Below are 18,825 nucleotides of genomic sequence, written 5' to 3'. Positions count from 1 at the left end.
AAACTTAGGCGGCGCGTTCATATATCTCAAGCATATCCTGACCCAGGTCACGGCGATCCAGCCGTGTCCATTGACCATGTGCGGCGTCAAGACTGCCCAAGCCAATATCGCCTATGCCCTGCAAACCACCGCCAATAAGGATCGGCGCTCGATAAAGCAGCAACCGATCGACAAGATTAGCTTTCAAGAAAGAAGCTGCCGTTGCTGACCCACCTTCGATCAACAGCCAATTTATATTGTCCAGTCCAGCAATCGCTTCTGGCTCGGCAATTTCCTGCCAATGGTCCTGAATTTCAGCTTTGCCCAATACTATCGGGATCGGGGAACGCTTTTCCAGCCCCGTCAGACGAACGTCCAGACTCGGATTGTCTGCGGCCACTGTGCCAGCTCCCACCAAAATGGCATCACAGCGCGCGCGCTCGAGATGGGCATGCGCGCGTGCACGATCCCCGGTAATCCACTTGCTGGTGCCATCGGCCATCGCAATACATCCATCCAGTGACATTGCGAGTTTCAAGGTAACGTGCGGGCGGCCTTTCTCCATGCGCGTGAAAAAGCCTGCCATTGCGCGATGCGCTTGTTGTTCCAAAAGTCCAACCGATACAGAGACACCCGCATCACCCAAGCGATCGATACCATGTCTTCGCGTACGCTCGTCTATGTCCAGCGTCGCGACGATCACCCGCGCAGGCGCGGCGTCCTTTACCAGATCAGCGCAAGTCGGGCCGCGCTCGCTCTTATGTGCGCAAGGCTCCATCGTCACATAGATATCTGCTCCTTTTGCCGCCTTGCCCGCTTGTGCGAGGGCCATGGCTTCAGCATGCGGGCGGCCACCTGGCTGGGTCCAGCCGCGCCCTACAATGATCCCGCCTTTGACGATGATGCAGCCGACATTGGGATTGCCGCCGGTTCGTCCGCGTCCACGTTCGGACAAGGCAATGGCCATTGCCATAAAGCGTGCATCTCTTTTCGCCATCAGCATGAGAGGCCGTCGGGCCGCTCCACTTCAACCACACCGCGCGCCAATCGATCTGCTTCGGCTTCGCGTTCAATCGCCTCCACATCCATTCCCGACATACGACCGAGAGATTTCATAGCCTCGCGCCGTCTGGCATCGCGCTTGTCTTTCAGACATTGGACAGCCCAGCGATCGGCCATAATTTCTTCGTCGGTGCGGTCCATAGACCAGTTCTCAACATAAACCACTTCCTGCGGAACATAGACGTCCGTGTTTACCTTTGGATCGATGATGAACAGGAAGAAGATGAATCCGGAACATCCAAAGGCGAGCAACGCCGGGACTACCTGTTCTTTCGGATGGCGGCGCAATAAGGTGAATAAGTCACTTAAACCGCCACCGACGGAAACATCTTTTAACATTTTCATAGTTTCTAAATAGGGTGCAAAGGCGAACATGACCAGCCCCGTTGCAGCAGTTTATCTCTGTCGCAGGGCTGGTCCTTCATCGTTTCAGGCTTAGCTGTTTATCTCAAAACGCACTTTAAGTGTGATCCAGCTTTCAAAAGCAGCACCATCTGTGGTGGCTGGTTCAAAGCGCCATTTCTTCAGCGCGTGGCGTTTCGTTGCTGTCCAAAACTCTTCATGAGGGCTCTCAACGAGCTCGATTTGCTTCGCCCGGCCGTCGGTTCCAACCAGGACGCGAACGGTGATCAGCCCCTCTTCACCCATCCGCAACAAGCCGGATGGATAAGGCGGCTGAAACTGATTGCTATAGCGGCTGTTCAGTTTCGCATCTGCAATCACCGGGTCAGGGATGACCTCTACGGGCGTAACAGGAATGACGACGCGATCGCCCAATCCACTGAAATCAATGCCGCTATCAACATCTGCAAAACTATTTGTAGGCGGATCATTAAATACTGGCGGCGCCACTATAGGGGTGACCGCTGTGACGGATTTGGGAGGGGGATTGGTGTCAACAATCGGTTCATCAATCGCCTTAACCGGCGGACTTGGGTCTTTATCAACTTCTATGGGAACCGCCAATATGGTGCCTTCAAATGGGATCTCAGCGGTTATTGCGGGAAGCGCCATGGCCCCGGCAAATAGGAGGGCGTGAAAACCCACGGTCAGGCCAATGCCTTTATAATTGGGTTTTTTATGTGCGTAAGTTGATGTGAAGCTCATAAGTCTGTCCTTTCATCCATCTCCTCGGATGACAGTGCAGCTGCTCCATTTGTTGGCGCTATATCCTGCACCGTCATTTGAGATGATATACTATTACATATTTAAAATCAAGGACATGGCTCACCAAGGCGAAATAGGCCCGGGAAATAGGCGGTTATGAAGAGATGTTTTGCAGCCGTGCGAGGGCGGATTCACGGCCAATGAGCGGAAGCAATGCGCCCATGTCCGGTCCGTGATCCAATCCGGTCAGCGCCTGACGCAGCGGCATGAACAATGGCCTGCCTTTGCGGCCGGTGCTTTCCTTCAGCGCGCCGGTCCAGTCTTTCCAGATCGTCTCTGACCAGGACAAGCCTTCCAGGGTCGCGCGGGCCTGATTCAGGAATTCCTGATCTTCGGCGGATAGCTCGGGAGCGGTTACCGGACCTGTCACCACCTGCCACCAGGCGTCGATTTCGCCCATATCATGCAGATTGGGCCGGACGACGTCCCAGGCCGCCGCAGACATCCCATCAGGCAGTCGATCCTGCACATCTTCATAATCCAGCAGATGCACGATCTTCTGGTTCAGTTGGGCCAGTTCTTCGTCGTCAAAGCGCGCCGGCGCCCGTCCAAAGCGTGAAAAATCAAATGTTTGCACCAACGTCATAACGTCGGCAATCGGCTCCACCGGGTCGCTGGTGCCGATACGGGCAAGCAGCGCGACAATCGATTGCGGCTCAATGTTCCGCTCGCGAAAACCGCCTACACCCAGGGACCCCAAACGCTTGGAAAGCTTGCCCTCGGTCCCGACCAACAACGCCTCATGGGCAAATTCCGGTGTGTCGGCACCAAAGGCCTGAAACATCTGAATCTGGACCGCGGTATTCGCGACATGATCCTCGCCGCGCACGACATGGGTGATGCCCATATCCATATCATCGATGGTTGATGGCAGCATATAAAGCCAGCTGCCATCTTCGCGGCGGATGACCGGATCGGACAGCAGGCCCGGTTCAAAATGCTGGTCACCGCGGATCAGGTCGGTCCACTCAATCGGTGTGTCGTGATCCAGCTTGAAGCGCCAATGGGCTTTTCGCCCCTCATCCTCAAAAGCGGTGATCTCGGCATCCGTCAAATCGAGCGCCGCCCGATCATATGTTGGTGGTTTGCCGCGGCCAAGCTGCACCTTGCGCTTCAAGTCGAGCTCCTGCGCCGTTTCATAGGCCGGATAGACGCGGCCAGCCGCTTTCAGTTCTTCAAATCGCTCTTCATAGCGATCGAAACGCGCCGACTGCCGCTCTTCGCTATCGGGATGGATGCCGAGCCATGCGAGATCGGCGCGAATGGCGGTGACATATTCCTCTTTCGAGCGTTCCTTGTCGGTATCGTCCAGCCGCAGCAGGAATTCGCCGCCCTGTTTCTTGGCGAACATCCAATTGTGGAGCGCCGTACGAATATTGCCGACATGAAGATGCCCGGTGGGCGAGGGTGCAAAGCGGGTTTTAATGGTCATATCGTCCTAAATGCATTGGTAATGGGATAGCGTCGATCGCGGCCAAAATTTCTTGTGCCGAGTTTGACGCCGGGCGGGGCCTGACGCCGCTTATATTCGGCTATATAAAGCAATTTCTCGATCCGTATCACGGTTTCGCGATCAAAACCGCGTTCAACCAGATCGGCAACCGACAATTCTTCCTCCACCAGGCCGTGGAGCAGGGGATCGAGGATTTCATAGTCGGGCAAGCTGTCGCTATCCTTCTGGTCTTCCCGCAACTCCGCGCTGGGCGGTTTGGTGATGATATTGTCGGGCATTACGGGTCCGTCCGGGCCCATACCGAGCGACGGCTTGTTGCGATTGCGCCATTCCGACAGCTTGAAACAGGTCAGCTTATAGGCATCTTTCAGCACCGAATAGCCGCCCGCCATATCGCCATAGATAGTCGCATAGCCGACGCTCATCTCGCTCTTGTTGCCGGTGGTCAGCAGCATATGGCCAAATTTGTTGCTCATCGCCATCAGCGTCACACCCCTGATGCGCGACTGGATATTCTCTTCGGTGATATCCACTTCTTCATCGGCAAAACTGCCTTCGAGCATGGCGTCAAAACCTTCGACCGCCGGCACAATTGAAATAGTGTCGAGCCTCGTTCCAAGCATCTCGGCACAGCCTGCCGCATCGTCGAGACTTTCTTGGCTGGTGAAGCGTGACGGCATCATCACGCACCACACCCGATCCGCGCCCAAGGCGTCAACCGCCACTGCCGCAGACAGGGCACTATCAATGCCGCCAGACAAACCAAGAATGACGCCAGGAAAGCGGTTGGCGTTCACATAGTCGCGTAAGCCAACTATCATCGCGTTATAAATATCGGCCGGATGATCATCGAGCTTGTGGATCTCGCCGGGCGCGCAAGTCCAGTCCTCACCCTCATTCGACCAGTGGGTATCGACAATTGCCTCGTCCCAGTCGGGGAGCTGATGCATCACACTGGTGTCGCCGTTCAGGACAAAGCTCGCTCCGTCAAAAACCACTTCATCCTGACCGCCGATGCGGTTGAGGAACAGCAGCGGCAGCTGTGTTTCCCGCACTCGCTGCGTTGCCACTTGGCCCAGCCGCCGGTCATCTTTCTCGATTTCATAAGGGCTACCATGAACGGAAATCAGCATTTCTGTACCCTGTGCTTTCAGATGCTCACAGACGGTCGGAAACCAGACGTCCTCGCAAATTGGCAGGCCAATCTTGCAGCCGCGAAAGTCTATCGGTTCAGGCAGCGGCCCGGATGTGAACAGGCGTTTTTCATCAAACGTGCCGTAATTGGGTAGCTCTACCTTATACCGGACCTCTTTGATCTGGCCGCCTTCAAGCAGCGCAATGCCGTTATAAAGATGGCCATTCTCACGAAAAATGGACCCTACCAACATGGCTGGCGCGCTATCCTGTGTCGCGTCGGCCAATCGCTGCAACTCTGTTTCCGCACGTTCGACGACCGCCGGTTTCAGCACTAAGTCTTCAGGCGGATAGCCAATCAGCTGCAGCTCCGGAAAGACAATCAGGTCGCTATCCGGTTTAGATTGATAGACGGCGATCATCGCGTCGGCATTGCCGCGCAAATCGCCAACCGCCTGGGTCATCTGGGCAAGGGTGATGGTAAGCTTTGCTGTCATCCCGCCCTGATAGAAAGCAGTGCTGCGCTCGGCAAATGATTTATCCGAAAACTAGCGACCCCATGGCCCGGCCAGGAATGAACGCAAATAGGCCAGCGATGATCAGGCCGATATAGGGCCCCTGCATCGCGCGATAATGTTCGACAACATTGCCGCGCCGGATTTGCCAGATACCGTAAGGAATCGACACCAACGTCACCACGGAAAAGATATGGATGAAGCTGAGCCCGGTTCCACCAATGCCTTGTCCAGGACGACCGATCCAGAAGCTCACAATAGCAGTGGTTACCATCAACATTCCCCAAATACGCCCCATATGCATATGGAGGCGGTCGCCTTTTTTACGCCACAGGATATAGGCGCCGAGCGGGATGGCCGGGATTACAGTCGCAAGGTGAATGATGACCGGCAGGCTGATCGGGCGCTTTTGCGCTATCTCGACATCCGCACTGTAGGCAAAGCCGCCATAAAGGGACGACAGCGCCATCAGAACCAGTGTTGCCAATATAGTTGCGCCGCCCAGCAGAATGATATTCTGAATATTATACCCGCTGTTCTTTTGCATCTCAGATTGCACGGCTTCTTTCGGCTTCGTCATGATTTTCCCCGTTGGTTCGCTTTGTTGCAAACCAGATTGACCATCCGAAAATACAATTCCAGCTTGCTTACGCCGGTGGTTGTCTCCTATTCGTGAAGTGCGCCGAAAACAGGCAGTTTGCCCATTCACGAAGCGTCAATAGGCAGGCGGGATGGCGATTTGGGGGTTATATGAGCGGCAGTGTCAGGAAATGGTCCGTGAAATGGATTGCCGTCGAATTGCTGGTCATGGCGCTGATCGGGCTGGTCTTCGGTTTCCTCGGCCCGTTTGGCACCTATGCCATGCCGGTGGCGCTGCGCCTTGCCTATTGGGTTGGCTTTATCATCATCGGATATGCGATTTTCAGGCCGGTTTCGATCAGCGCGGGATGGCTCCGGGAAAGCATTGCCATGCCTTTCTGGACCGCCGAACTGCTAGCGACTGCGATCGCGGCCTTGCCGCTCACATTTCTGATCGGTTTCGCTATATCGGGCATGCGGTTCGATCCCTCCTTTTTGGGTGACCGCTTTCTAATACTCTATCTGCAATGCGCCGTGATCGGTTTCGGCATCTTCCTTTTCATGCGGTTACTCTTTGGGCCGGATGGATCGGACACCGAACGCGAAGGGGTACAGGAACCGGAACCGCGCGAAATAGAGGCTGATCCGGTGAAAATTGCTGCAGTGCAGACAAAATTGCATGATCGCCAATCGGGTATCCCCGACCGGATCATCGCTCTGGGCGTGGAAGATCATTATGTCCGCGTCCATGGCCCTGAACGCGCAGAAATGCTGTTGATGCGGCTGAGCGATGCCATCAGGGAAATGGAACCGCTGGAAGGAATGCAGGTCCATCGCAGCTGGTGGGTCGCGCGCGATGCCATCGTCACGTCGAAGCGCGAGGGGCGGAATCTGCGATTGTCGCTATCCGGCGGCCTCGAAGTTCCGGTTTCCCGTGCCTATGTCACCAAACTGAAACAATCTGGCTGGATTTAACCGAAAGGCACTTTCGATTTGCGGCGCACCTGTTAAACGGGGCTCGAAACATTCACATAGGGTCCGCGATTCTAATGCAATGGCGGACCTGCTCGAGGGGAAGCCAATCAATGAAACTCATGTCCGGCAACAGCAATTTGTCGCTCGCTCAATCCGTAGCCGACTATCTGGATATCAAGCTGACCGATGCGAGCGTGAAACGCTTTGCCGATGACGAGATTTTTGTCGAAATCCATGAAAATGTCCGCGGCGAAGATGTCTTCATCATGCAATCAACCAGCTTCCCGGCCAATGATAACCTGATGGAATTGCTGATCGGCATCGATGCCCTGCGCCGCGCCTCGGCCAAGCGTATTACCGCCGTGATCCCCTATTTCGGCTATGCACGCCAGGACCGGAAACCGGGCCCAAGAACGCCAATCTCGGCCAAGCTGGTCGCCAACCTGATCACCGAAGCGGGCGCGGATCGCGTGCTGTCGGTTGATCTGCATGCCGGCCAGATTCAGGGCTTTTTCGATATTCCGACCGACAACCTTTATGGCGCTCCAGTGATGTCAGCGGACATTCAAGCGCGGTTTGCCGGTCATGAACTGATGGTCGTATCGCCCGATGTCGGCGGCGTTGTGCGTGCCCGGGCGCTTGCCAAACGCCTGGACAACGCACCCTTGGCGATTGTTGATAAACGCCGCGAGCGGGCAGGTGAGTCCGAAGTCATGAATATCATCGGCGATGTGTCGGGAAGGTTCTGCATATTGATCGACGATATTGTCGATTCCGGCGGAACGCTGTGCAACGCGGCTCAAGCACTAAAAGATAAAGGCGCTACCGAGGTTGTTGCTTATTGTACTCACGGCGTTCTCTCCGGCGGCGCAGTGGCACGAGTTAATGACAGCGCGCTCAAGGAATTGGTGATTACCGATTCCATTGGTGCCACCGACGCCGTCAAAGAATCGGACCGTGTCCGTCACTTGACGATCGCACCCTTATTGGGTGAAGCGATCAAACGGATTGCCGACGAAAGCTCTGTTTCCAGTCTGTTTGACTAAACGGAGCTGCCAAGCGGTATTGACTGCGCAATTATTGTGATCATTGCTCTGCCATTTGCTTGAGCATGTTTCTGGCGATTAACTGTTGTTTCTGACTCAACGCATATTCGCCATCCGTGGCTAATGCCTTTTCCAGTCGCGCTTTTGCCCGATCAAAATTGCCCGCCAGATAGTAGCTGGATCCCGCCATATATCGATTATAGCCACTAGCAGGCTGTTGGGCAGACGCCCTGTCAAATTGTTTGGCCGCCTTCTTGAAATCACCGTTATGTAGAAATTTGAGGCCGCGGTTAAAATAGTTTGTGCCCCGGACCATTTTATGTCTTTCAAAATCGTCGGCGGGGCCTCGCACATCGCAACCTCTTCCACATGCGGGCGAATTTTCCGGCAATGGCTGCGCCGCAATTGGCCCGCTCGCCAGGATCGATCCCGTTGTGACAATAGCTAAAATAAGTGTTTTGATGATCTTGATCACGACCTGCCTCTAAACGGTAATAGACCCTGCTCGCTTTATGAGCATGATCTTGATTTGCAAAGCATTTCCAATTTTCCCTAGTAGGCGATGGACCCTCGAGCAGGGTTCGTTTACACAATCGGCATGACGCCCAAAGATATCACTCTCGCTGAAAAGCTAGCCGAGGCCGCCGGTGAAGCAATCCGTCCGCTTTTTCGTGCCAAATTTGATCAGGAATCGAAAAGCGATTCGACGCCGGTCACGGAAGCTGACCGCGCCGCCGAAGCCGCGATGCGCAAGATTATTGAAACCGAATGCCCGGAAGACGGCATTATCGGTGAGGAATATGGCACCATCAACGAAGGCGCTTCGCGTCAATGGGTGCTGGACCCGATTGATGGTACCACCAGCTTCATCGCCGGGCGGCCGATTTTCGGCACGCTGATCGCGCTGATGCAGGATGGCTGGCCAGTTATCGGGATTATTGATCAGCCGATAGCACGCGAACGCTGGGTCGGCGTGGTCGGACGACCAACTACGTTTAACGGCTCAGCGGCGAAATCCGCGCGGTGCCGGGACCTGAAAGATGCCGTGCTAGCCACTACCACTCCGCATCAATTTGACGAGCATGATGCCGAGCATTTTATGGGCCTCGCCAGCAAAGTCGCGCCGCGCAAGATTATCTATGGCGGCGATTGCTATAATTATGGTCTGGTCGCCAGCGGCCATGTCGATGTCGTTTGCGAAGCGGGTTTGATGTTGCACGATTATGCGGCGCTCGCCCCGATTGTCGATGGCGCGGGCGGGATGATGTGCGACTGGAATGGCGAACCACTGCATGCCGAGACAGACGGCCATGTTCTCGCCATTGGTGATCAGGCGCGCGTCGATGACGTGCTGGAGGCGATTGCATGTCATCACTAGAGCCTGTCAGTAAAACACGATTTGTAGCGCCGCCTCCGCCGCTGCAACGTTATCTGACCACCTATTATTTCTCCGAGATAGAAAGCCCGGACGGATCCGACATATCGGATCTGTTGCTGCCGCAATGGGCCAGCATCCGCTATATTTACCGCGGAAGCGTCAAAATGATGGGCCCGGATGAAAAGCTTCAGGATTCTCCTCTGGCGGCAATGACCGGACCGACCAGTCTGGCCGCGCCGATTGCAAGTAAATCCTCGCGCATTGCTGCTTTTGGGCTGTTACCGTTGGGCTGGTACAAATTTGTCAGGCAGCCGGCATCACGCTGGGCCAATAAAGTGATTGATGTCGAATCGGCTCATAAATTCGATCTTTTCGCCGATATCTGGAATGCTATCCGAAACCTGGAATCCGAAGCAGAGATGGTCGACGCGTGCAATCACATGCTACTCGAAGCGATGTCGCCCGCCGATCCGGAAGAAGAACTGATTGAGGCCGCGCATCTTGCGCTCACCGATCCCGCAATTGATAGCGTCGGCGCGCTGTGTGAACGCCTCGATATGGATACCAAACAGCTGAGCCGATTCTCCAATCGCGTTTTCGGCTTTTTGCCTAAATTGCTGCTGCGGCGACAGCGTTTCGTGCGCACATTGGGCGAAGCTCTTTTGAACCCATCGCAAAGCTGGAGCGAATGTGTTGATCTCAACTATTATGATCAAGCCCATTTCAATCGCGACTTCAAACGATTCATGGGCCTGACACCGCGGCAATATATGGCGCAGCCGCATCCTATTTTTGGCATTGGTGCCAGCGAGCGTACCAAAGCCTTGGGCCGCCCCTTACAGGCTATGGACAGGCCCGAGGATCCGGATTCGGAAGATAATTGCAACGCCGCTTAGCGGCGGCGGCTATAAACCTTCTCTGAATCTGCTTTATTTCTTGCATTTCGGGCGAATCTAGCTATTGCCGCCCTTCCGATGTGACGCACTGGCCAGTGTTGGGCTGCCACATGTGTCCGTAACGGTACTTTTTAAAGGAGACCAAAATGCCCAAGTTGAAGACCAAAAGTGGTGTGAAGAAACGCTTCAAAATCACCGCAACCGGCAAGGTAAAGCACGGCGTAGCCGGCAAACGCCACCGTTTGATGAGCCATAACAGCAAATATATCCGTCAGCAGCGCGGCACCAAGAAATTGTGTGATGCCGATGCGCGGACAGTCAAGAAATGGGCACCTTACGGGCTTTAATAGCACCGAAGCTCCCATCGCTTTTAAAAATTCAAGGATATAGAAAATGGCACGTGTAAAACGGGGTACGACCACTCGTACAAAACATAAAAGATTATTGGTACAGGCGAAGGGCTATTATGGCCGTCGCAAAAATACCATCCGCGTCGCGCGGCAGGCTGTCGAAAAAGCCGGTCAATATGCGTATCGCGATCGTAAAGTTAAAAAGCGCGCTTTTCGCGCCATCTGGATTCAGCGTATCAACGCTGCGGTCCGCGCAGAAGGCATGACCTATGGCACGTTCATTCACGGCACCAAGCTGGCCGGCATTGAACTCGACCGTAAAGTCATGGCCGACCTGGCGATGAATGAACCCGCAGTGTTTAGCGGCCTCATCAAACAGGCGCAGGATGCTCTAGCGAAAGCTTAAGTGTTTAGATAATTTCAAAGAAGCGCCGGAGAGCAATCTCGCGGCGCTTTTTTATTGGGTTTTTCACCGCAGCCTGCTTTAGACGGTCAGCAGGGAAAATAGGGTAAGGTCATGAGTGACATCGAAGCAATAAAAGAGAAATATCTCGGACAGATAGAGGCGGCGAATGATGGCGATGCTTTGGAAGCGATCCGCGTTGCTGCGCTGGGCAAGAAAGGCGAGATTTCGCTTCTGCTCAAAACGCTTGGAAAGATGACCCCCGAAGAACGTCAGAGCGAAGGTCCGAAAATCAACGGTGCCCGTCAGGCCGTGGCCGATGCGATTGCCGCGCGCAAGGACAGCATTGAAACCGAAGCGCTGAACGCACGTCTCGCCACTGAAAAGCTCGACATGACCTTGCCGCCGCCCTCTGCGCCCAAGGGCAGCATTCACCCGGTATCGCAAGTGATGGATGAACTGGCCGAGATATTCGCTGATCTTGGCTTCTCGGTCGCTACGGGTCCGGAAATTGAGGATGACTGGCATAATTTCACCGCGCTCAACATCCCGGAAACCCATCCGGCGCGCGCGATGCATGACACCTTCTATTTCCCGCAAACTGACGATCAGGGCATGCCAAAACTGCTGCGTACGCACACCTCACCCGTGCAAATCCGCACGATGATGGATGTTGCCAAGCGAAGCGATGGTGCTGGCGAGCCCATTTACATCATCGCACCGGGCCGCACCTATCGCTCCGACAGCGATGCCACTCATACGCCGATGTTCCATCAGGTCGAAGGACTCGTGATCGACAAGAATATTCACATGGGCCATCTCAAATGGACGCTCGAAACCTTTGTTCGTGCGTTTTTTGAGCGGGACGATATCGAACTGCGCCTGCGCCCAAGCTATTTCCCGTTCACGGAGCCTTCGGCAGAAGTCGATGTCGGCTTCTCGGTCGAGAAAGGCCGGCGGATTATCGGTGGTGACGCGCGCAGCAACGAAGGTGGCTGGATGGAAATCCTAGGCTCCGGCATGGTCCATCCCAATGTCATCCGCAATTGCGGGCTCGATCCCGATGTCTGGCAGGGCTTTGCCTTTGGCTGCGGTATCGACCGGCTGGCGATGCTGAAATATGGCATGGATGATTTGCGGGCATTCTTCGACGGCGATTTGCGCTGGATGGAGCATTATGGATTTGACGCGCTCGATGTACCGACATTGAGCGGAGGAGTGGGCGCATGAAATTCTCGCTAAGCTGGCTCAAAGCCCATCTCGACACAGATGCAAGCCTCACCGAAATTACCGAAAGGCTGACGGCTATTGGTTTGGAGCTGGAAGGGTTGGAGAACCCTGCCGATGCCTTGCGCCCGTTCCGTGTGGCCAAGGTGATCGAAGCCGGACCGCATCCCAATGCTGACAAGCTGCAGTTGTTAAAGGTCGACGATGGTTCGAGTGAGCCATGGCAAGTTGTCTGCGGTGCGCCCAATGCGCGCAAGGACATGGTTGGCGTATTCGGCCCTCCCGGCACCTATATTCCGGGCAGTGATTTCACTCTGAAACCCGCCAAAATCCGCGATGTCGAAAGTTTCGGTATGATGTGCAGTGCGCGTGAGCTGGAGCTGGGTGACGACCATGACGGAATCATCGAATTGCCTGCCGATGCGGCTGGTGCGGTTGGTACCAGCTATGCGGATTATGCCAAGCTCGATGATCCGGTTATCGATGCTGCTGTTCTGCCCAACCGCCAAGATTGCATGGGCGTGCGCGGCATTGCCCGGGATCTGGCGGCGGCTGGTCTCGGCACGCTGAAACCCCTCGAAATCGGTTCCGCTGAACGCAGTGGCGCTGGCCCGGATGTGCGCACGGATGATCCCGAAGGCTGTCCTGCCTTTTATGGCTGCACCGTGACCGGCCTGACCAATCGCACGTCACCCGACTGGATGCAGGCGCGCCTGAAATCCGCCGGGCAGAAGCCCATCAACGCTCTGGTCGATATCACCAACTATGTGATGCTCGATCATGGCCGGCCCCTGCACGTCTATGATGTCGCCAAGCTCAACGGCGGTCTGGTGGCGCGCAAGGCGAAGGCTGGTGAGAAGCTCACCGCGCTGAATGACAAGGAATATGTGCTCGACGAGACCATGACAGTGATCTCCGATGACAATGGCGCGCATGATATCGGTGGCATCATGGGTGGTGCCGACACCGGGTCGGAGGAATCCACCACCGAAGTCCTGATCGAATGCGCCTATTTCGATCCGGCTTCGATTGCCAAGACCGGTCAGAAACTGATGCTCACCAGCGATGCTCGGCAGCGTTTCGAACGCGGCGTGGATCCAGCATTTCTGAACGATGGCCTTGATATTGCGACCGCTCTGGTGCTCGAGCTTTGCGGCGGCAAGGCTAGTGACATTACCCGCGCCGGAACACCGCCGACGGACATGCCCACCATCAGCTATGATCCCAAGCAATGTGCTGCCTTGGGCGGTATCGATGTTGCGCCGGAAAAACAGAAATCCATCTTGGAATCTCTGGGTTTCGCGGTCGACAACAACTGGCAAGTAACGCCGCCAACTTGGCGCCGGGACATTGCCGGTTGGCAGGATCTGGTCGAGGAAGTGGTGCGGATCGAAGGGCTGGATAGCGTTCCGTCGACACCACTGCCGCGCAAGGCTGGCGTTGCCAAGCCAACCGCATCACCTGAACAGCTAGCCGAACGCAAAGCGCGCCGTGCTGCAGCTGCGCGCGGTCTCAACGAGACGGTAACCTGGAGCTTCATCTCCGACAAGGAAGCTGCACCCTTTGGCGGCGGCACATGGTCGCTTGCCAATCCGATCAGCGAAGAGCTGAAAGTCATGCGGCCGTCCTTATTGCCTGGCCTCATCGCCGCGGCACAGCGCAACGCCGATCGCGGCGCATCGTCCATTCGCTTGTTTGAAGTGGGTCGGCGCTATCTGGAGTCCACCGAGCATCAGACCATCGGTCTGGTGCTGGCGGGCGAAAATCGGGCCCGCAGCTGGCAATCCGGTGCAGCGACAAAATATGATGCTTTTGATGCGAAGGCCGAAGTGCTCGCGATTTTGGAAGCCGCTGGCGCGCCTACGGCCAAGCTGATGGATTTTGCCGAAGCAGGCGATCATTATCATCCCGGACAGTCCGGCACGCTGCGGCTTGGCCCCAAGAAAATATTGGCAGCCTATGGCGTGTTGCACCCATCTGTGACCAAGGCCATGGGCCTGAAAGGCACGGCCGTGGCCGCCGAGATTTTCCTCGACGCCATTCCAGTGAAAAAAGCCAAAGATCATATGCGTGAGGCCTTTGCCCCGCCCGCTCTGCAGGCGGTGACCCGCGATTTTGCTTTCATTGTCGATGCAGACTTGCCAGCCGGCGAACTGGTGCGCGTGGTCAAAGGCGCGGACAAGAAACTGATCACGGATACGCGATTGTTCGACCTGTTCGAAGGCGCGAGCGTTGGTGAAGGCAAGAAATCGCTGGCTGTGGAGATCACCTTGCAGCCTGTAGATGCGACGCTGACCGAAGAAGATTTAAAAGCCGTTTCGGACAAGGTTGTGGCCAGTGCATCCAAACTGGGTGCGGAATTGAGGGGGTAGAAGATCAAAACTGCGAGGGTAGTCGCAATACAACTCCCTTAATATATCACGCGAAGGCGCGAAGACGCCAAGAGACAGCAACACGCGCGCATTCTTTGCGCCTTCGCGTCTTCGCGTGACAAAATCCAGCAACACACCCGCTTGCGCGGGATAGAAAATTGAGAAACATGACCAACCCACGCCGCACATTTGCGATTATCTCTCACCCCGATGCGGGTAAGACGACACTCACTGAGAAGCTACTGCTGAAAGGCGGGGCGATTCACTTGGCAGGCGAGGTCAAGGCACGCGGGGATAACCGGCGCGCTCGCTCCGACTGGATGAAGATAGAGCAGCAGCGCGGAATTTCCGTGACCAGTTCGGTCATGACCTTTGAACGGAACGGCATAACGTTCAACCTGCTCGACACGCCGGGCCATGAAGATTTCTCCGAAGATACTTATCGCACACTGACCGCCGTCGACAGCGCGATCATGGTGATTGATGCGGCGAGCGGGATTGAGGCGCAGACACTGAAGCTGTTCGAAGTCTGCCGCCTGCGCAGCGTGCCGATCATCACGTTCGTCAACAAGGTGGATCGTGAAGGCCGCGATCCGTTTGAACTGCTCGACGAAGTGGCTGACAAGCTTGCGCTCGACGTCTGCCCAATGAGTTGGCCAACCGGCATGGGCGGGCAGTTTGAGGGTATTTACGACCTTAATCGCAACCAGCTGCACCAACCCGATGGCGACAGCAAAAATTATGATGGTAAGGTTCAGCAATTTGAAGGGTTAGACGACCCCAAGCTCGCCGATGTGCTGAGCGATGAAGCGCTGGAGCGGCTCACCAGTGAGGGCGAGCTGGCGCAAGGCGGCTATAGCAGCTTTGACCTGGAAGCTTATCAAAATGGCGATCTCACGCCGGTTTTCTTTGGTTCCGCGCTCAAGCAATTTGGCGTGGAAGAGCTGATCGAGGCAATTGCAGACTATGCGCCGAGCCCGCGGCCACAACCAGCCGAGCCCGCTCCGATTACGCCCGATAGCAAGGATGTCACCGGTTTCATTTTCAAGATTCAAGCGAATATGGACCCGCAGCACCGTGACCGCATTGCGTTTATGCGGCTGTGCTCCGGCGAGTTTAAGCGCGGCATGAAATTGACACCTTCCGCGCTTGGCAAACCGATTGCCATTCATAGCCCGATATTATTCTTCGCGCAGGACCGCGAAATTGCCGATACCGCGCAGCCCGGCGACATAATAGGCATCCCCAATCACGGGACACTGCGTGTCGGCGACACCCTCAGCGAGAAGAATCAGGTGCGTATAACCGGCCTGCCGAACTTCGCGCCGGAAATATTGCGCCGCGTGATCCTGAAAGATCCGACCCAAACCAAGAAACTGCGCAAGGCGCTTGATGACCTGTCCGAAGAAGGCGTCGTGCAGGTTTTCTATCCCGAAATCGGGGCCAACTGGATTATCGGCGTGGTCGGGCAGTTGCAGCTCGAAGTGTTGGTGAGCCGCCTGTCAGCAGAATATAAGGTCGAGGCCGGCCTCGAACCCGCTCCCTTCGAAACCGCCCGCTGGATTAGCGGCGACGACGATGTGTTGGGCGCTTTTGCTAATATCAACCAGACCAGTCTTGCCAAGGATCGCGACGATAATCTGGTGTTCCTCGCCAAATCCGGCTGGGATGTGAATTATCAGGAAGAACGTAATCCGGACATTAAGTTCAGCGCGACGCGGGAGCGATAAGACGGCCGCGCAAACACCTCAGGATATTTCGGTCAGCCGCAGATAGGGCCGCTGTTCGTCCCACCCTTGCGGAAATAGCTTTTCTGCCTCTTCCTTTTCAATCGACGGCGGAATGATGACCTTGTCCCCCGAGCGCCAGTCGGCGGGGGTAGCGATATTCTTCTTATCCGATAGCTGCAACGCATCAATCACCCGCAAAATCTCGTCAAAATTGCGTCCGATCGTCATCGGATAGGTCATGATCAGGCGGATTTTCTTCTCCGGATCGATGATGAATACAGACCGCACCGCCTCTGTATTGCTCTCGCCGGGATGAATCATGTCGTAAAGCTTGGATATTCTGCAATCCGGATCGGCCAAGATCGGAAAATGCACCTCCGTATTCTGCGTAGCATTTACATCGAAAATCCAGTCCCAATGCTCCTCGACAATATCCGTCGAAAGCCCCAGTGGCTTGACATTGCGGGCCGCAAAATCGTCGGTTAGCTGGGCTGTCCGCCCCATTTCGGTTGTGCAGACAGGGGTGAAATCAGCCGGATGGCTAAAGAAAAACACCCAGTCATCTTCCGCCCATTTGTGCAGGTCAATTTCGCCGACGGTGCTGTCAGCGACGAAATTGGGCGCGGTGTCGCCAATATGAAGAGACATGATCATTTCCTTCGCTTTGCCGCGTTCAAGACGCGCCTGTGTTTCACGAAGACAAATGATGGCGACCACGTATAGACGCAATCAGGGATATTACATATCAAATCGGCTGGTGATCAGAATATATAATAGATCGCGAAACAGGCGGCCAGGCCCACACCGATATTGAGCGGCAGGCCGATCCGGACAAAATCGGAAAAACGGTAGTTACCCGCCGTATAAACCAGAGTATTTGTCTGATAGCCCACCGGGGTCGCAAAGCTGGCCGACGCCCCGAACATCACCGCGACCAGCAGGCTGCGAACGTCCACGCCGGTTTGCTCGGCAATGCCAATGACCAATGGTGTCATGATCACAGCCACCGCATTATTGGTCGCGGTTTCGGTGAGCAGGGAGGTCAGTGAATAGATCGCGATAATCAGCCATAGCGGCGAGATCATATTGAGTAGCGGCAAGAGTGTGTCGACAATGAGTTGCACCGTGCCGGCATTTTCCAGTCCCTTGCCGACAGCCAGCATGGCGAAGATCAGCACCAGCACATTGCCGTCTATCGCACCCCACGCCTCTTCGCTGTCGATACATTTGGTCAGCAAAACCACGGCGACACCAAGCATCGCCAATGCGGCAATCGGCATCACGCCTAAAGCCGCAGCAATTATGATGATCGCAAGGGTAAGGATCGCGACTGGTGCTCGCCGCCGCCGATAGGACCGCGCTTCTGGTTCCTGCAGGTGCACCAGATCGGCATTTTCCTGCAATGTGCTGATAGAAATATCATCGGTTTGCACCAGCAAGCTGTCGCCATGGCGGATGCGCGCATCGGACAGCGTCGGTCCGGCAATATGGCGCGGCCGCGAAAGGCCCAGTACGCGTGCAGGCACACGCGACAAAAAGGGTAAGCTGGGCAGGGATTTGCCGACAGATCGGTGGGAGGGGCCAATGACCAGTTCGACCAGCCGCGTATGTTCGTCACCCATCGGTACATCCGGTTGCTTGACGCCAGCATAGCCCAATGAAATCCCTCTAATTTCGGCGAGAGACAAAAGCTCTTCCTGCGTCACGGCGGCAACGAGTGTCTCACCGCCTTCCAGGACATGGTCGGAAAATTCGAACCGGTCGATATCGCGCCCGACACGGCGGCCAATAATGTCCACCCCAGAATGAGTGAACGCACTGATGGTGGAAATTTGTTTGCCGACAAAATCGCTGTCATCCCTTATCCGGATATTCGTCAGATAGTGGGACTCCGGTGTCTGATCGGCCAGACTTTCGCTGTCGCGCTTTGGCAAGAATAGCGGTCCCAATATCGCGATCATCACAATTCCGGTTGCCGCAGCGATCAGGCCAACCTGGGTTATCTCAAACAGGCCAAAGGCCGCCTGCCCATTTTCCTGCGCCACACCGTCGACCAACAGGTTGGTCGATGTTCCGAGCAGGGTCAGGCTACCGCCCAATATCGATATATAGGACAGCGGGATGAGCAGCTTGCTGGCCGCTATACCCGAAACCTTGGCGATTTTGCGCATGATCGGGATCAAAATGATGACCACCGGCGTATTGTTGACGAAAGCTGAAGAGGCAAAGGTTCCGCCCAGAAAGCCACCAATTGCCATGAACGGCCGATTCTCTGCCTTGCGGGCTGCAAAACCCGCCAACGCTTCAATCACCCCGGTCCGCACCAAGGCACCAGATAAGATAAACATCGCGCCAATGGTCAGAGGCGCCGGATTGGAAAAGACCGACAGCATATCGTTGCTGCTGAGTAACCCAAGAAACAGCATCAATGCAGCCGCCACCACGGCTGTTACAGCTGGCGGGCGACGTTCCCCGACAAAAGCGGTGAACAGAGCAAATAATATCGCCAATCCGACATAGGGTTTCGCGATATCCCAATAATATGCCCAATCCAAAACT

The 18,825-nt window shown here is 55.5% G+C and carries 18 protein-coding genes; 9 read left to right on the top strand and 9 right to left on the bottom strand.

All coding sequences use genetic code 11. The features are described 5' to 3' along the window. Positions 1 to 4: 4 nt before the first annotated feature. The 6 genes from ribD to BS29_RS00575 form a co-directional block, all read right to left on the bottom strand. A complete protein-coding gene (gene ribD, locus BS29_RS00600; RefSeq protein WP_229955009.1) occupies positions 5 to 976 on the bottom strand; it encodes a bifunctional diaminohydroxyphosphoribosylaminopyrimidine deaminase/5-amino-6-(5-phosphoribosylamino)uracil reductase RibD in 972 nt (323 codons plus the stop codon). After that, positions 976 to 1,386: a hypothetical protein gene (locus tag BS29_RS00595; RefSeq protein WP_229955006.1), complete on the bottom strand. Its 411-nt coding sequence runs from the start codon at positions 1,384 to 1,386 to the stop codon at positions 976 to 978. The genes ribD and BS29_RS00595 overlap by 1 nt, the downstream gene beginning before the upstream one ends. Positions 1,387 to 1,476: 90 nt before the next feature. After that, complete coding sequence (locus BS29_RS00590; protein ID WP_229955004.1) at positions 1,477 to 2,148, bottom strand: energy transducer TonB; 672 nt, start codon at positions 2,146 to 2,148, stop codon at positions 1,477 to 1,479. A gap of 154 nt (positions 2,149 to 2,302) precedes the next feature. Beyond that, complete coding sequence (gene gltX, locus BS29_RS00585) at positions 2,303 to 3,640, bottom strand: glutamate--tRNA ligase (RefSeq protein WP_229955003.1); 1,338 nt, start codon at positions 3,638 to 3,640, stop codon at positions 2,303 to 2,305. Further along, positions 3,637 to 5,292 carry an NAD+ synthase gene (locus BS29_RS00580; RefSeq protein ID WP_229955002.1) on the bottom strand — a complete coding sequence of 552 codons (1,656 nt, stop codon included), beginning with the start codon at positions 5,290 to 5,292 and terminating at the stop codon, positions 3,637 to 3,639. The genes gltX and BS29_RS00580 overlap by 4 nt, the downstream gene beginning before the upstream one ends. 40 nt (positions 5,293 to 5,332) lie before the next feature. Beyond that, positions 5,333 to 5,890 carry a DUF2306 domain-containing protein gene (locus BS29_RS00575; RefSeq protein WP_229955001.1) on the bottom strand — a complete coding sequence of 186 codons (558 nt, stop codon included), beginning with the start codon at positions 5,888 to 5,890 and terminating at the stop codon, positions 5,333 to 5,335. A 197-nt stretch (positions 5,891 to 6,087) separates the two neighbouring features. On the opposite strand from BS29_RS00575, the gene BS29_RS00570 reads away from it, so the two are divergent. Together BS29_RS00570 and BS29_RS00565 are read left to right on the top strand one after the other, a co-directional pair. After that, complete coding sequence (locus tag BS29_RS00570) at positions 6,088 to 6,864, top strand: LytTR family DNA-binding domain-containing protein (RefSeq protein ID WP_229955000.1); 777 nt, start codon at positions 6,088 to 6,090, stop codon at positions 6,862 to 6,864. Between the two features lie 110 nt (positions 6,865 to 6,974). Further along, positions 6,975 to 7,910 (top strand): ribose-phosphate pyrophosphokinase, encoded by a 936-nt coding sequence (locus BS29_RS00565; protein WP_229954999.1) that lies wholly within the window; start codon positions 6,975 to 6,977, stop codon positions 7,908 to 7,910. Positions 7,911 to 7,950: 40 nt separating this feature from the next. Here the strand turns inward: BS29_RS00565 and BS29_RS00560 are convergent, their stop codons facing one another. Then, entirely contained in the window at positions 7,951 to 8,226 is a 276-nt protein-coding gene (locus tag BS29_RS00560; RefSeq protein WP_229954998.1) for a tetratricopeptide repeat protein, read from the bottom strand. A 282-nt stretch (positions 8,227 to 8,508) separates the two neighbouring features. On the opposite strand from BS29_RS00560, the gene hisN reads away from it, so the two are divergent. The 7 genes from hisN (at position 8,509) to BS29_RS00525 (ending at position 16,266) form a co-directional block, all read left to right on the top strand. After that, complete coding sequence (gene hisN / locus BS29_RS00555) at positions 8,509 to 9,288, top strand: histidinol-phosphatase (RefSeq protein WP_229954997.1); 780 nt, start codon at positions 8,509 to 8,511, stop codon at positions 9,286 to 9,288. After that, positions 9,276 to 10,184 (top strand): helix-turn-helix domain-containing protein, encoded by a 909-nt coding sequence (locus BS29_RS00550; protein ID WP_229954996.1) that lies wholly within the window; start codon positions 9,276 to 9,278, stop codon positions 10,182 to 10,184. Before hisN ends, BS29_RS00550 begins: the two co-directional genes overlap by 13 nt. 146 nt (positions 10,185 to 10,330) lie before the next feature. Further along, positions 10,331 to 10,531 (top strand): 50S ribosomal protein L35, encoded by a 201-nt coding sequence (gene rpmI / locus BS29_RS00545; protein ID WP_108811566.1) that lies wholly within the window; start codon positions 10,331 to 10,333, stop codon positions 10,529 to 10,531. Between the two features lie 46 nt (positions 10,532 to 10,577). Continuing rightward, positions 10,578 to 10,940 (top strand): 50S ribosomal protein L20, encoded by a 363-nt coding sequence (rplT, locus tag BS29_RS00540; RefSeq protein ID WP_229954995.1) that lies wholly within the window; start codon positions 10,578 to 10,580, stop codon positions 10,938 to 10,940. A gap of 111 nt (positions 10,941 to 11,051) precedes the next feature. Next, on the top strand, positions 11,052 to 12,167 hold the full coding sequence (gene pheS, locus BS29_RS00535; protein ID WP_229954994.1) for a phenylalanine--tRNA ligase subunit alpha: 1,116 nt from the start codon (positions 11,052 to 11,054) through the stop codon (positions 12,165 to 12,167). After that, positions 12,164 to 14,536 carry a phenylalanine--tRNA ligase subunit beta gene (gene pheT / locus BS29_RS00530; RefSeq protein WP_229954993.1) on the top strand — a complete coding sequence of 791 codons (2,373 nt, stop codon included), beginning with the start codon at positions 12,164 to 12,166 and terminating at the stop codon, positions 14,534 to 14,536. Before pheS ends, pheT begins: the two co-directional genes overlap by 4 nt. A 167-nt stretch (positions 14,537 to 14,703) precedes the next feature. Then, on the top strand, positions 14,704 to 16,266 hold the full coding sequence (locus tag BS29_RS00525) for a peptide chain release factor 3 (RefSeq protein ID WP_229954992.1): 1,563 nt from the start codon (positions 14,704 to 14,706) through the stop codon (positions 16,264 to 16,266). Between the two features lie 18 nt (positions 16,267 to 16,284). Here BS29_RS00525 and BS29_RS00520 read toward each other — a convergent pair whose 3' ends face one another. Together BS29_RS00520 and BS29_RS00515 are read right to left on the bottom strand one after the other, a co-directional pair. After that, a complete protein-coding gene (locus tag BS29_RS00520; RefSeq protein ID WP_229954991.1) occupies positions 16,285 to 16,914 on the bottom strand; it encodes a peroxiredoxin in 630 nt (209 codons plus the stop codon). A 113-nt stretch (positions 16,915 to 17,027) separates the two neighbouring features. Beyond that, a complete protein-coding gene (locus BS29_RS00515; protein WP_229954990.1) occupies positions 17,028 to 18,821 on the bottom strand; it encodes an SLC13 family permease in 1,794 nt (597 codons plus the stop codon). Positions 18,822 to 18,825 lie beyond the last annotated feature (4 nt).

It is taken from the genome of Parasphingorhabdus litoris DSM 22379 (genome assembly GCF_020906275.1).
GTDB classification, from domain to species: domain Bacteria; phylum Pseudomonadota; class Alphaproteobacteria; order Sphingomonadales; family Sphingomonadaceae; genus Parasphingorhabdus; species Parasphingorhabdus litoris.
This window is presented reverse-complemented; position numbering and strand designations above follow the sequence as displayed.